At 45.4% G+C, this 13,042-nt stretch carries 11 protein-coding genes and 1 riboswitch; of the genes, 1 reads left to right on the top strand and 10 read right to left on the bottom strand.

What is annotated here, in order from left to right; translation table 11 throughout:
• The first annotated feature begins 52 nt into the window (after nucleotides 1–52).
• Complete coding sequence (locus AC0YN3_RS12245) at nucleotides 53–382, top strand: helix-turn-helix domain-containing protein (protein ID WP_183557337.1); 330 nt, start codon at nucleotides 53–55, stop codon at nucleotides 380–382.
• 12 nt (nucleotides 383–394) lie between these two features.
• Here AC0YN3_RS12245 and AC0YN3_RS12240 read toward each other — a convergent pair whose 3' ends face one another.
• From AC0YN3_RS12240 to AC0YN3_RS12195, 10 genes are all read right to left on the bottom strand, one after another.
• Nucleotides 395–556 carry a protein sinI gene (locus AC0YN3_RS12240; RefSeq protein ID WP_183557334.1) on the bottom strand — a complete coding sequence of 54 codons (162 nt, stop codon included), beginning with the start codon at nucleotides 554–556 and terminating at the stop codon, nucleotides 395–397.
• A gap of 16 nt (nucleotides 557–572) precedes the next feature.
• Nucleotides 573–656: riboswitch (cyclic di-GMP riboswitch) on the bottom strand.
• Nucleotides 657–832: 176 nt separating this feature from the next.
• On the bottom strand, nucleotides 833–1,900 hold the full coding sequence (gene galE / locus AC0YN3_RS12235) for a UDP-glucose 4-epimerase GalE (RefSeq protein ID WP_475775331.1): 1,068 nt from the start codon (nucleotides 1,898–1,900) through the stop codon (nucleotides 833–835).
• A 118-nt stretch (nucleotides 1,901–2,018) separates the two neighbouring features.
• Complete coding sequence (locus tag AC0YN3_RS12230) at nucleotides 2,019–4,325, bottom strand: right-handed parallel beta-helix repeat-containing protein (RefSeq protein ID WP_475775330.1); 2,307 nt, start codon at nucleotides 4,323–4,325, stop codon at nucleotides 2,019–2,021.
• Nucleotides 4,326–4,375: 50 nt separating this feature from the next.
• Nucleotides 4,376–5,956: a lipopolysaccharide biosynthesis protein gene (locus tag AC0YN3_RS12225; protein WP_475775329.1), complete on the bottom strand. Its 1,581-nt coding sequence runs from the start codon at nucleotides 5,954–5,956 to the stop codon at nucleotides 4,376–4,378.
• Between the two features lie 29 nt (nucleotides 5,957–5,985).
• Nucleotides 5,986–7,197, bottom strand: coding sequence for a glycoside hydrolase family 88 protein (locus tag AC0YN3_RS12220; RefSeq protein WP_475775328.1), 1,212 nt, complete (start codon nucleotides 7,195–7,197; stop codon nucleotides 5,986–5,988).
• 22 nt (nucleotides 7,198–7,219) lie between these two features.
• Nucleotides 7,220–8,401: a glycosyltransferase gene (locus AC0YN3_RS12215; RefSeq protein ID WP_475775327.1), complete on the bottom strand. Its 1,182-nt coding sequence runs from the start codon at nucleotides 8,399–8,401 to the stop codon at nucleotides 7,220–7,222.
• A 10-nt stretch (nucleotides 8,402–8,411) separates the two neighbouring features.
• Nucleotides 8,412–9,605 carry a glycosyltransferase gene (locus tag AC0YN3_RS12210; protein WP_475775630.1) on the bottom strand — a complete coding sequence of 398 codons (1,194 nt, stop codon included), beginning with the start codon at nucleotides 9,603–9,605 and terminating at the stop codon, nucleotides 8,412–8,414.
• Between the two features lie 7 nt (nucleotides 9,606–9,612).
• Nucleotides 9,613–10,770, bottom strand: a complete 1,158-nt coding sequence (locus tag AC0YN3_RS12205) for a polysaccharide pyruvyl transferase family protein (protein ID WP_475775326.1) — start codon at nucleotides 10,768–10,770, stop codon at nucleotides 9,613–9,615.
• A gap of 17 nt (nucleotides 10,771–10,787) precedes the next feature.
• Complete coding sequence (locus AC0YN3_RS12200) at nucleotides 10,788–11,816, bottom strand: glycosyltransferase family 2 protein (RefSeq protein ID WP_475775325.1); 1,029 nt, start codon at nucleotides 11,814–11,816, stop codon at nucleotides 10,788–10,790.
• Between the two features lie 2 nt (nucleotides 11,817–11,818).
• Complete coding sequence (locus AC0YN3_RS12195; protein WP_475775629.1) at nucleotides 11,819–13,030, bottom strand: glycosyltransferase; 1,212 nt, start codon at nucleotides 13,028–13,030, stop codon at nucleotides 11,819–11,821.
• Nucleotides 13,031–13,042 lie beyond the last annotated feature (12 nt).

Genomic DNA, 13,042 nt, shown 5'->3' with positions numbered 1-13,042 from the left:
TTCGTTATAATAAGGTCTAGTCTACAACGATGTAATGACGGAGGAGTTAGTTATGATCGGAGAACGCATAAAAGCGCTGCGCAAAAGAAATGGCTTGTCATTGACTGAGCTTTCACAAAGAGCCGGTGTTGCGAAATCTTACCTAAGCTCCATTGAACGCGGCCTTCAACAAAACCCTTCCATTCAATTTCTCGAAAAAGTAGGAGCGGTACTTAAGGTTCCCGTAGAAGAATTTCTCAACAGTGACCAGTCTGAGCAAAAGTCAGAGAACCTTGATCTCGAATGGGCCGATCTCGTAAGAGAAGCGATGGCATCCGGCGTAAGCAAGGATCAATTCAAAGAATTTCTTGAATTCAATAAATGGAAGATCAAACGCGAGTAAGCCATTTCTTCTTTACACTGCCGTATCTTGAATGTCGTCCTTGCTGCTTTCCTTCAGAACGAGGATCGCTTTCTGAACATCTTCCCGGCTGTACCCTAAAGCACGTGCCTTCATAATTAAAGCTACCCATTCCGTATCTAAGTCATGATTATGATCTGATTTAACTAGTGCCATTATCACATATCCCCCATTCGAATTGGGGCGGTTGCACCACTGACTCCATGCGTTTAAGGTGCCCAGATACTAAACGCATTTCAACGTCTCCCTATGCTTGTCATTCACTTATAGATGTATTATAGATCATCATATTCGCGTATGCTGTCGCTTCATGTCCGACAAAATTGATAGATATTTACAACTTTTGTCGAAAGTTATTAAGGTTTGTTAAATGAAATGGCATCTGTTAGATTCAAAAATCAGCTTAATCGGATTGTTTTTGTACGCTGCTTATTATTGCGCTGCGCTTATGTAATCTAGCGATTTCCCCATTGATCCATCCTGCTCGTTCTCGTCGTAACCGTTCGGATTCATATACTGCCACCGCCAAGAGTCTGCGCACATCTCGTCAATTCCCATGGTTGCTTCCCATTCCAGCTCCTTATTTGCTTTCCATGTATCCGCATAGCAGATAGCAATATCTCCAGCTCTTCGTGCAATAAACGTATACGGAATATCTCGACCAGATACCTTCTCGAATGCGGCGATCATCTCAAGCACGCTATAGCCGCGTCCCGTTCCGAGGTTGAAAATATCCACCCCCGATTTCCGCATAATCTTCTCCACGGCCTTCAAATGCCCTTTAGCAAGATCCACGACATGGATATAGTCTCTAATTCCTGTTCCATCAAGCGTCGGATAGTCACTGCCGAATACGCTAACCTGCTTCCGTTTACCTACCGCAACCTGAGCGATATATGGCAATAAGTTGTTCGGCACGCCATTTGGATTCTCACCGATTCTACCGCTTTTATGCGCGCCAATCGGATTGAAGTACCTTAGTATCGATATTCCCCATTGCTCATTCGATTCAGCCAGGTCTTGAAGAATTTGCTCAAGCATCAGCTTCGTCCATCCATATGGATTAGTTGCGCCAAGCGGGAAGCTCTCCGAGATAGGTACCTGTTCCGGAAGCCCATAAACGGTAGCCGATGAGCTGAATACGAGCTTGTGGACTGCATGTTTTTTCATTACTTCGCATAATACGATCGTGCTTGTAAGATTAGTATGGTAATAGGAGAGCGGCAAGCGAACCGATTCACCCACCGCTTTCAGGCCAGCGAAATGAATGACAGCTTCTATCTCATGTTTAGCGAATACCGTATCCAGCCCATTCCGGTCAAGCAAATCCAGTTCATAAAATGTAAATGCCTTGTTCGTAATTTCAGCAACTCGGTCCAATGAGGTTCGGCTGCTGTTACACAAATTATCGACAATGACAACCTCATATCCCGCTTCCAAAAGCTCCACGCAGGTATGGCTTCCAATATAACCAGCCCCGCCAGTTACTAAAATGGCCATTTCATTAACCCCTCTCCGGTTATTCATTATAAAATACTTAAATATTCTTTATTAAGAACATTATATCAAAAATATACCCTGCAGCGTAGATCCTCTCCAGGGATATTTTATCCGCCTTTTAGGCCGTTCCTAAATCGGTATTATCCACCAGCCTTATATAAGGTGCAGTGCCTGTTACCGTTACTCCCTTGAATACGGACTTTGCAATCGTTACCGATTGGTTCTGCCGCAGCCAGTTGAAATTCAATTTGCTATTCTCTAGATACGATTGTGCGATTACGGCCTTGTTTCCATTGTCTGTTTTTCCAATTCCTGCATTCACGAAGGTTGTGCCCGTCACGGTCGCATTTCCATCGAGTACAAGACCTAAGCTGTGTAACAATCCGTTGCGCAGCGTTATTTGTCTCTTATATTTCGTATCATTGGAGCCTAACTGGATGTCTGTGTTCCCCATTGCAGGGGTCTTTGCTCTCATAAACTCACTATCGCTGATATGGCAGCCTTCGAATCTAGCAGAACCTTCAATCATAGTAAGTCCATCGATAATATTCGGCCGCCCTGCATAATCGGCTGGAACCAATACCGCCATATCATAGTTTTTAATCGTGATGTTTTTGATAACCGCTCCTGCAGCAAGCAGATTAAAGTTCGGCGTTAGCGCATTGTCCTTGCGCCATTCCCGTTCAACCGTAATATTCGATAAATAACATCTGCCGTAATTAAATCTAGCCACGTGAAAACCTGCTTCTCCGGCGTCTTTCACAGCAACCGGTGAGCCTCCCAGCGACTCGGAAACCTGGAAACCTAACGCCGATACGTTGACGGTATAATATAACTTATCCACGCTAATGCCGGTAGGCACTTTTCCGATCCACTGCTCAAAGGATACCTGTGCGCCATTGCCCATGCCATGAGCTGTTTTAAAGGTAAATGTACCCATTGCCGCGTTCACGGCCGGTGATCCGAAATAACCGTATAAGCTTGAGCCATGGACGGAACCATTCGTGATTTTACAGTTTTGCACGACTGCGCCTCTCACATCAACCATTCTTAAATTTCCATTCTGAATGACTGCACCGTTTATGAAATTATCGCCCTGCACCCATAGCTCGCATCCGATAAACGTATTATTCAAATACTTAACGTGAGGAAATAACGGGTTAGAGCTTATACCGCCTACGTTCGCGCCTTCAAAGGTATTGTTCTCCAAGGTTATATCCGTTCCATCGGAATTAACGAAATGCCCACGTGCATTGCTGTAAACATAATTATCCCATATCCGAATTCGGTAATTCAGCTCCAATCCATTCGGACGGTCAGCCGATTTGATTGGAATATTAGTCTCCGAGTACATCGATTCGATATCAATGCCGAACATCGGCGGCGTGCCGTTTCTAAAGTTTGTTGTTACTCCGTCATCATCAAACCCGATATGATGGATTCTGTTTCGGAATACATGCGTATCGTTAGAAGCACAAAGCGATATGCCCTGCCTTCTGCAGTGATGGATATGGCAATCATGAATAAGGATATGCTGCCCCATCTGCTCCTGCGAATAAGCCGCTGGCTCGAGCTGATACTTCTCCCAGCCGGTTATGATACCATCGCCGACGCAATTTGAAATTTCGATGTGTCCTATTTCGATAAAGTTGGATCCGAACACGCCAATGCCATGGCCGCTTTCATGCGTAAAGTAGGCGTTATCTACCTTCGCTTGAATCTGCGATATCGCAGCATCCGTAAGGGGAGCGCTTAAAGGTATCGCAAATATCATTTTATTATTGCGGCTTACGTCGTTATCTTCGTTAAGAAACCAGCCTCTTCCCGTGCTGCCTGCGGGTGCAAATACGCCATTCGTACGAAAGCCCGTCAAGGTTGCTTTGGAAACCGTATCCTTGTATTGATAGAAGGAGTAGGCAGAAGCATTAACGCCTGGAATGGTCCAGAGCCTGAAATTTGTCAGCAGTCCCGGATTGGCATAACGGTCGATCACTTCGCTGCGTATCCAGTTCGGATCATTATTCAAGGTCCCGTCTGCATTCACTCCGCCTCTAGTAAACTTAACGAAAATCTCGTAAACATGATTCTTCTTATCGCCAACGAGCTTCCCACCGGATACTTTCGCATTCTTGATCGCAGTCATATCGATAATGGAATAATTGGGCGAAGAATTGGCCTCTAGAACAACCTCACAGCCATTCTCTAATTCTAAATGCATGCCGCTTTGCATCTTAATGGCGATAAGCGTTCCCGGATCCAACCTGACACTAAAGGTCCCGCTCGGAAGCACGACATGAGAATAGCCCTCCTGCTTGGCCCAAACGAGCGCATCATTAATTCCCTTAGTCGTTTCTGCTGGATTCCGTCCCGTGTTGCTAACTTTAAACCGGTCAAGTTCTAAGCGGTAAGACGTATGCTGAGTCATAGCCTTCACCTTCCTTTTACCGCTATCGTATGTAGCTTGTCAGCAAAAGGTTACTTATTTCCGCCAACCTCCAGGCTTTGATGGCTTTGTTCCGGCTTACTTAAACGTGTGCGAAGCTTTGGAATTATGTTCAAAAGCCCTATAAATATCGTTTTTAAATAGTAAAATTGCTCAGTCTGGTAGAACACGATGACATAGATCAAATTGACCATAACCACGCATGCAAGCCCCTTCATCGCGAGCCATAGAAAGGTCGAGGATGGAAGGAAGCTATTGATAAAACCAACGAATATGCACACGGTTATGCCCAATAATGTGTAGAGCAGATAGCTCTTGTAGTAATGCCAAATGGGCTGCCGGAACACATTGCGGTAAACAAGCAAAGGCGTATACCAGAACGGTACGGCTACCGCACTCGCAATGCTGCCGATAAACACGCCTAATATTCCCAAATAATGAACTAGAATTAATGATACGGCTAAATTAATGACGGCTTGTATAATCGGCGCGAAGCGGTCCTCATGAAAAATACCTGCAGTCGATTTCACCGCGCTCAGCGAATTCCTCATTCCCCTCTCATAGAACATCACGACGAGCACAAGCAAAATGGCATTTGTCATCGCAAATTCCTGCCCTAGCCATAAGGTGATAAGCGGCTCAACCAGCAAATAAAGACCGATGGATAGTAGCGAATACAGCCAGAAATTAAGCAGATACGTAATCTTGAATATGCGATATACAGCATCCGAGCTTTCCTTCGCGATCAAATTGCCTAGACTATGGTACATATTGGAAAACACCTGATTAAGCAGTGTCCGGCAAATATCGATAAGCATTTTATAGTTCGAATAAAGCCCGACGGCCGTAATGCTCACAAACGTGGAGATCAGTATGCTGTCTACTCCGAAAATAAAATAATTGCCTACGTTTTGCAAAATGATGGCTTTCATATTTTTGATGAAATTCGCTTTGGTCTCGGGATCCAGCTTTGCTCGTACTTTTTCCTTAAGGAAAGGGTACATTTTGTTTACTAGAAAAACGACAAATGCCGACGTGATGATCGAGAAGAAGCTCTCAACAACCAAATACAAAATGTAATTCTCGGTATACAACAAGATTGCGATCTTCAACCCGGTGGATACGATAGACGAAACCGAGAAGATTGAGGTGACGATATAATTTTTCTGATTGACGTTCAGGAAGGAATGTTTATAGACAAACAAATAGGGGGCTGCGGTATTTACAAGAAACAGCAGGTAAATGATCGATAAGTTTGGAATACTCGTTTCTTTAATGATGAGATCTAGAAACGGCATGACGCCTAGGCCCAGCAGCAGCACAAGCCCCGCTATAACCAGATAGGCTTTCTTGTATAAATCCATGAGCGCCAATATTTTAGGTCTATTGTTTTCAGCGACGGGCTTATACAAATTATAAATAATGCTGGAGCCGATTCCGGCCTCCGCCAGCGACAGCATGGCTAGAATGCTCGTAAATAAGCCATTGACGCCTAAATATTCGATCCCCAGACTATTAATAAAGACCGTTCTAGACACGAAGCTCAATATGGTTATGACAAGCTGGCTGCCAAGTCCGGCAGAAATGTTCAGTAATGAGCTTTTTACCCTCATGTGAATCTCCTATCCCATTCGTTTCTCTATTATAGCTCTACCGTTCTAGCAGTCCGGTCATCCGTCCTTGCATGTTTATTGAAATTAGCAATTCGGATACAGAAGCCTTGGGTGAACGGCAATATATTAAACAGCATGGAATATACGCCGATATCCTTCGTATCTCCCTGCGAGAAATCGACCGCCCCGCTTCTTCTGGTTACTCGCATTAGATACTGGACGGCCCGCTCCGCCCCTTGGGAGCATGCTTCGGAGAGCTCCGCTATCTGTGAAGCCTGCAGCAGGAACCACGCCAAGGTTGCTGTTGTCGAAGAATCCGCCCTGGTCTCTTGCCGTGTAACCGTCCAGTTCCAATTTCCTTCTTTCCCTTGGAAAGCCAGAATCGCATAGGCGAATTTGGATACGAACTGCTCCAGTATCGGTTTGCTTTCATGTCCTTCAGGCAATTCACGCCAAGCATCGCTAAGTCCGATGGCAAGCCAGCCTAGGCCTCTTCCCCAGCCATACAGTCCTAATGGAAGAGCATTATCCGTATGGTACGCATGACTCGGGATGAAATGATCCTCAAGCATGCCATGCCGTTCGTACATCTCCAGCTGTTTAACGGCCAGCTGAACGCACTCCGGCTTATTATATTTGATACCATACGCTACCAGAAAAGGACAAATAAATCCGATCGTGTCTACGTAGCGGTATTTGTTCATGAATTTGCGATACTGCACGGTACCATCTTCACCAATATGCGCTTGAATGAGCGCCCATGTACTGTCAAACGCAGGCTTGTACTTATCGATTCCCACTTGCTCAAGCTTCATTACGCCATATGCCAATATCGCCGAATCAATATATGACGGCTTCACTTTCCAATGTCCGCTTGCATCGAACTTGGATTTCAGAAATTGCTCGATGCCCGATCTAAGCGCAGGATTCTCGCCATTTTTCAAGCATTCAGACAAGCCTAGCAATAGGGAAGCCTCCTGCCAATGCTGAATAACGCTTTTTGAATAATTGCCTTTCAGCATATCAATCGCTACGAGCCTGACATTATCCGTTACTTTGATTTTCGGTGTATGATTAAGCCAATTCACGCCAATTTGCGTTATGGATTGATTCCATTCTTGTTTGTTACGGTATCTGCCGATATGGATTCTGCTTAACCAATCCCAGCTCATCGGCCATAGATCGATCAAAGCAATTACGATGATTAAGCCTATAAATATAAAAGCTAGAATTTCTAGCATTTTTCCCGCTCCCTCACAACCATTATATCAACGCATATAACTTCTCGATTTCCGACTCGCTGCCCAGCTGCTCCTTTGCCAATTGCTCTTCAAAGAAGAGACGTAGGCCCTTTTCCTCGATTAACAGCTTGATGCCGTCACTCAATGCTTCCTTATCCATATCAACGATTAAACCGTTTTGGTTATGCGTAATTTGATCCTTTGCCGTGCTGAAATTCGTGACGACAATCGGTTTATGCAAAATCTTTGCCTCGTCAATGGCTATGGATTTCCCCTCGAAACGTGAAGGCTGGACGTATATATCCGCTTTTTGAATATAGGGATACGGATTTTCCTTTAAGCCAATAAGATGAAAATGGTGATTTAATCCCTTTGACTCGATTAACCGTTCTAATTTATCCCGATCCTCGCCTTCTCCGATGACGTACCAATTGAGATTGTAGCCCTGCTCAATTAATACCGCACATGCATCGATTGCGAGCTCAAAGCCCTTCTGATAATTCAAACGTCCGATAGATACGATCGATATGCTTTCGTCCATCCGCATATCCGTTCGTTCCGACGACATTCTGTTTATGATTGCAGGAGATACAATATTATGGATGACCTTTATCTTTTCCTTGAATTGCGGGAACCGCTGCAGCAGCACATCTCCGCAGCCATCGGATACCGTCACGAGATGGTCAATTTTTTTAAAATACGGGATATCCAACTTAGGGTCCATGCCGAGCTTGTCATAGTCATTGTGGATAAAGCCTATTTTTTGATTAGCTTGCACCTTCTCAATGCTGAAATAAACGGGATTTTTCTCCAAAAAGCCAATTGCCGCATCATATTTTTGCGGAAGCACCGGCAACGCCTTTGATAAGTATTTCCAGACTCGCTGCTCGCGCCTGGCCGGATTTCGTTCCGTGAAAAAAACGTAGCCAGCAAGCACTCTCGACACAGCCAAGCTTACATTGCCTTTCTTCAGGCAATTCAGCACGGCTGCTTTCATCGACATATCGAAGTATTGGTAATCATCAGGCTGCTCAAGCAGATTTATTTCTTTGGGCAGCTTATCCATAAACAGCCCTTCGTGCTTGAAGAGGTAAAGATCCACTTCATATCGGGAGAAGTCGATCGTTTGAAGCAAGGATATCAGCGATTTCTCTGCCCCTCCGCAGGTTAGATTGTTCATGACGAACAGCAGCTTTTTTTTCAAGTCGCTTCCCCTATCCCATAATGTGATACAGCTTATTAATCTCATCTTCCGTTCCAAGCTCCAAAGTTGCCAAATGCTGCTCCATCCGCGTACGTGCCGCTGAATCCTGCATAAGCCTCGCAATGCCCTTTGCGATGGCTTCGTCGCTCAGATCGACGATGAGACCTTCGACGCCATCCTTTAATTGATCCTTGGCTGTGCTGAAATTCGTAATAATAATGGGCTTATGCAGTATTTTCGCTTCGTCAATCGCAATTGCCTTTCCTTCGAATACCGAGGTTTGTGCATAAATGTCAGCCTGTCTGAGATAAGGATAAGGATTGGACTTAAGCCCTAGCAGCTTAACATGACTCTCCAGCTTCAGAGCCTCTATAAGCTCGGTTAAGGCCTCCCTTTCCTCGCCTTCGCCAATAATGTTCCACTGAAAGCGGTAGCCCTCGTCAAGCAGCCGCTTTGCCGCCCGTATCGCATACTCGAAGCCTTTCTGCGGATGCAGGCGCCCGATCGACAATATAACAAATTCATCGCTTTTCCGGTTGAAAGCTTCTGCCGGCTCCATGTAGGACAGCTCTCTAATAATCGTCGGAGATACAATGTTGTAGATCACCTTAAGCTTCTCGTTCTGATTAGGAAACCGCTGCTTTAGAATATGGCGGCATTCCTCGGATACAGTCACGATATAGTCCAGCTTGCTGAAGTAATTCTGGTCGAAATACGGGTTCATGCCGAGCATGTCGTAGTCATTATGGACCCAGCCGATCTTCTTATCCGCTTTTACTTTCTCCGCGCAGAAGTAGATCGACGATTTCTCTAGAAAAGCTATCGCGATGTCGTATTTTTTGTCCAACACGGCAAACGAACGGGCCATGTATTTCCAGCTTTCCTGTTCCTTCACGCTGACGTTTCCGGACATCCGATTCTTGACGCTAAACATGATCCGGCTAAAAGCTAGCTTGGAATTTTTTCGCCATAATAACCGCGATACGGATGGAAGCATCGGTTTCACGAATTCGTTATAGCTCTCTGGCAGCGGCAGAATCCTTACTTGCTCAGGGAGCAGCTCCAAAAAAATCCCCTGCGGGCTGAACATAAACAAATCGACGTTGAATTGATCGAAATCCATTTGCGTAAGCAGGTTGATTAAGCTCCGCTCCGCTCCCCCTGCCGTGAGGCTGGGAATGATAAACAGCACATTTTTTTTCATATTCACCTCAGGCTAGACTGCTTAAGTAGTCCGCCGCTTTGTATGACATCTTCTTGATGCCAGGGATGGATTGCTTAAGCCGATTGATTATTGCATCCTCTTCATTCTTCATTTCAATAAACTTTTCAATTAACCGTTTGCTGTCCGATATTTCATCAATGCCCAGAACCAGCTTCTCTTCGCCAAAGATATCCTTTGCGATGCCCTTTGATTTGACGCTATAGCCAAGCACCATAGTCGGAACATAATTGGAATAAGCCGCGATGGTCGCATGCGTTCGAGCACCGATAAAAAACCGCATTCTTGCGATGTAGCCTTTATATTGGATCGCCGTAAGATGATCGGGCAGCAGCAGGACGCGGCCCGTATGCTTATACCTCTCGTAATACGTGCTTAGAACCTCGTAATCATTGTTGTTATTGATGATGACGTGAGGCGTTAAAGCGATGGTCATATCCGTCGTGTCCAAGATATGCTGAATCAGTTCATCTACCGCAGCCTGTGATTGCTTGTTTCGTTTCCACACGAGCGGACTGAAATTAAGCCCAATCGTATTTCCCTTCTGCCAGCCTTCGGGCAAATCCAGTTCCTCCTTCTCCATCGTAAAGGCAGGGTCTGCACATAACTTAACGTTCCGGAGTCCCTTTCGCTGCAGCATTTCGTAGGTTAAGGATTCGCGGGATAGAATAAGGTCAAAGGTCCGAAGGTCCTCCAGCTTTCTGTCCGTCATGTCCTCTTCGCCAATCGAACAGCCCCACAATACAAGCTTCTTTCCTTGTGCTTTCACCCGTCTGTCGATCTCATACCAGCCAGGCTGTTCGCCGTAGCAATAATTGTCCCCCCCGATCGATAAACACACGTCCATATCCTTAATGTTTTTAATAATGTTATGATGGATTTTTCCAAGCGCGTAGGATTCGTCCTGAAATAGCTTAACCTTCATGGAGGACAAGAACCAATCGTAGGAATATTTCTTGATTGCGCGTGCAGACCCGTCATATACCCCGTCCAGCTTCGTGATCACCGTATCTGTTTCAGGCTGCGCCGAAGCCAAATATATCTTGGCGCCTGCAAATCTTTCTTTAATGATTGCCGTCGAGGAGCGGACAATCGCCTCGCAGCCTCTGTTCAAACTGCCATCATGTGCAAACATCATTATTTTCATAGGAATAGCCCCCAACTTCAATTTCTAAATCGGCTGTACGCCGTTATGAAATATAACCCGATCCATGATCTATTGCTTATAAAATAAAGCAAAACTCTCTGGTAGCGGTTCAGCGTAAGCGTCATTTCTTTTTGGTAAATCGGCAATGCTTTTCTGACTTCTCGTGCATTGATCATCTTCTGTATGTATTTGATTTGCTTGCTGACGCTGAGGCTTGCTGTCGGCTTGAAGTACATATGCACGTAAGCCATTACGCTATGTATTAATTTAATGGCTTTCAGCCTGCTTACGGATTCCTCTTCCAATATGGCTTTAAAGTGGCTAGGAAGCTCGATGTGGTAGACGTCCAGCGCCCTTTGGAAATAGTCCTTTTGGATGATATTCCTCGTCGCGCTGCCTATAATTTCGCGGTAGTGATAGCCTGTGTAGTCCATATACACAAATCTAACCGCATGGCTGAAAGCTGCCATATTGAACATGCCATCCTCCCCCAAGGCAACTTGCAGCGGGAACTGAACGCCATGCTCTTGAAGAAGGGATTTACGGTACAGCTTATTGCAAGCCGTATTGAGCTCGTCTGACTTAATGAAGAAGGGCAATACCTCTTGTGATAGGTAAGCCTTATTCAATACTTGATTTTTAGGGAACGGGTAGGCTGTCAGGACGGCATGGCCGTCGATCTCGCTCTCAAAGTTGGAAAGCACGATATCACAATCCTCTTCGACTGCGGTATGATAGAGCGTCTCGTACATATCCGCTTCAATGTAATCATCCGCATCTACAAATCCGATATAATCTCCCTTTGCCGCTTGCAAGCCTTTATTACGCGCTGCGCTGACACCTTGGTTCTGCTGCTCCAGCAATACCACTCTAGCGTCTTTCTGTTTGTAGCGCTCAATGACTGAGACGCTATTATCCACTGAACCGTCATTGATAAATATAAATTCACATTCTCGCGCAGTCTGGTTAAGCAGAGATTCGATACACTTCGCTAGATAAGGTTCTGCATTGAATACCGGTATAATCACGCTTATTTTTATACGCAATTTCAATGGCTCCCTTCTGCCGTCATTAATTCGTACAGCTTCTCCAGCTCGTCATTATTGCTATAATCCGAGCTGCTGCAATGACTGGCAAGCCGCGCTCTCAGCTCATGATCGTTATAAAGCCTCTCGATCCCATCCGCAATGCCTGCGACAGATAATTCCGTAATATAACCGTCTGTCATATGCTCCACTTGGCTTGCAGCCGTCGAATAATTCGTGATAACGATCGGCTTCCCTAATATTTTGGCTTCAGTTACGGTAACTGCTTTGCCTTCGTATCTAGAAGGCTGTACGTATAAGTCGCATTTGCTCATAAACGGATAAGGGTTTATCTGCTTCCCCAGCAGGATAAACCGCTCTTCGAGCTGATGCTCCTGGATCAGAGCCTTCAGCATCGCTTCGTCACCGCCATATCCGACAATGTACCAAACCAGATTATGATAGCCTTTATCGATGAGAAGCTTGAATGCCTGTATGGCATCATCAAAGCCTTTTGCATGGCATAGTCTGCCTACTGAAAGGAGCTTGAAACGTGAGTCATCATCCAATGGATTGTTCTCTATTCGCTGGGCTGACAGGCCTCTTATCGGCAGAGGCGCTACAATATTTTCCATCACGACAACCTTTTCCCGAAGCCGCTCATACCGTTCAAGAAATGAAGCTTTGCAGGCTTCCGAAACCGCCACGATATAATCAAATTTATTCCATATTTTGTAATCCGACTTATGATCAGCTGCGATGGTTGAATAATCCGTATGAATCCAAGCGATTTTCTTGCGTGCAGCCACTTTGTCGGCGACAAAGTCATGCGGCCATAAATAGCTGATTGCAACATCATATTCTCTCTTGAGCGAAGGTAGGAAGGGGCGTGCATAGCGCCAAACCATCTGCATCTGCACATAGCCGATATCATTGATTCCGTGAGCTTTTTGAAAAAGCTTAGCGTGAGCTTTGGCGAGTACGCGCGAGGCTCCAATCGAAACCTGCTTATCCTTGAAGGTCTCCGCTACTGACTTCCGAAATGATGCGTATTGCGGGATTTCACCTAACAAATTTGCTCGATCAGTCAATAGGCCCATGAAATCTCCCTTATGCCGGTACAACATGAGGTCAATGTTGTACGCCGCATAGTTAAACTGATCGAGCATGCCTGCTAAGCTTCTCTCAACGCCGCCGACTTCCATGTCATAGGACGCTATAAGTACGTTTTTCATCATCTGCTCCTA

It is taken from the genome of Paenibacillus sp. J22R232 (assembly GCF_056269165.1).
The sequence above is the reverse complement of the archived record's forward strand: the minus strand, read 5'-3'. Positions and strand labels throughout refer to the sequence as shown.

Excerpts from the sequence above, each read along its gene's own strand:
- AC0YN3_RS12195 (WP_475775629.1), bottom strand. The coding sequence starts at position 13,030 with ATGAAAAACGTACTTATAGCGTCCTATGACATGGAAGTCGGCGGCGTT.
- AC0YN3_RS12210 (WP_475775630.1), bottom strand. The coding sequence starts at position 9,605 with ATGAAAAAAAATGTGCTGTTTATCATTCCCAGCCTCACGGCAGGGGGA.
- AC0YN3_RS12245 (WP_183557337.1), top strand. The coding sequence starts at position 53 with ATGATCGGAGAACGCATAAAAGCGCTGCGCAAAAGAAATGGCTTGTCA.
- AC0YN3_RS12205 (WP_475775326.1), bottom strand. The coding sequence starts at position 10,770 with ATGAAAATAATGATGTTTGCACATGATGGCAGTTTGAACAGAGGCTGC.
- AC0YN3_RS12225 (WP_475775329.1), bottom strand. The coding sequence starts at position 5,956 with ATGAGGGTAAAAAGCTCATTACTGAACATTTCTGCCGGACTTGGCAGC.
- AC0YN3_RS12220 (WP_475775328.1), bottom strand. The coding sequence starts at position 7,197 with ATGCTAGAAATTCTAGCTTTTATATTTATAGGCTTAATCATCGTAATT.
- AC0YN3_RS12230 (WP_475775330.1), bottom strand. The coding sequence starts at position 4,325 with ATGACTCAGCATACGTCTTACCGCTTAGAACTTGACCGGTTTAAAGTT.
- AC0YN3_RS12240 (WP_183557334.1), bottom strand. The coding sequence starts at position 556 with ATGGCACTAGTTAAATCAGATCATAATCATGACTTAGATACGGAATGG.
- galE (WP_475775331.1), bottom strand. The coding sequence starts at position 1,900 with ATGGCCATTTTAGTAACTGGCGGGGCTGGTTATATTGGAAGCCATACC.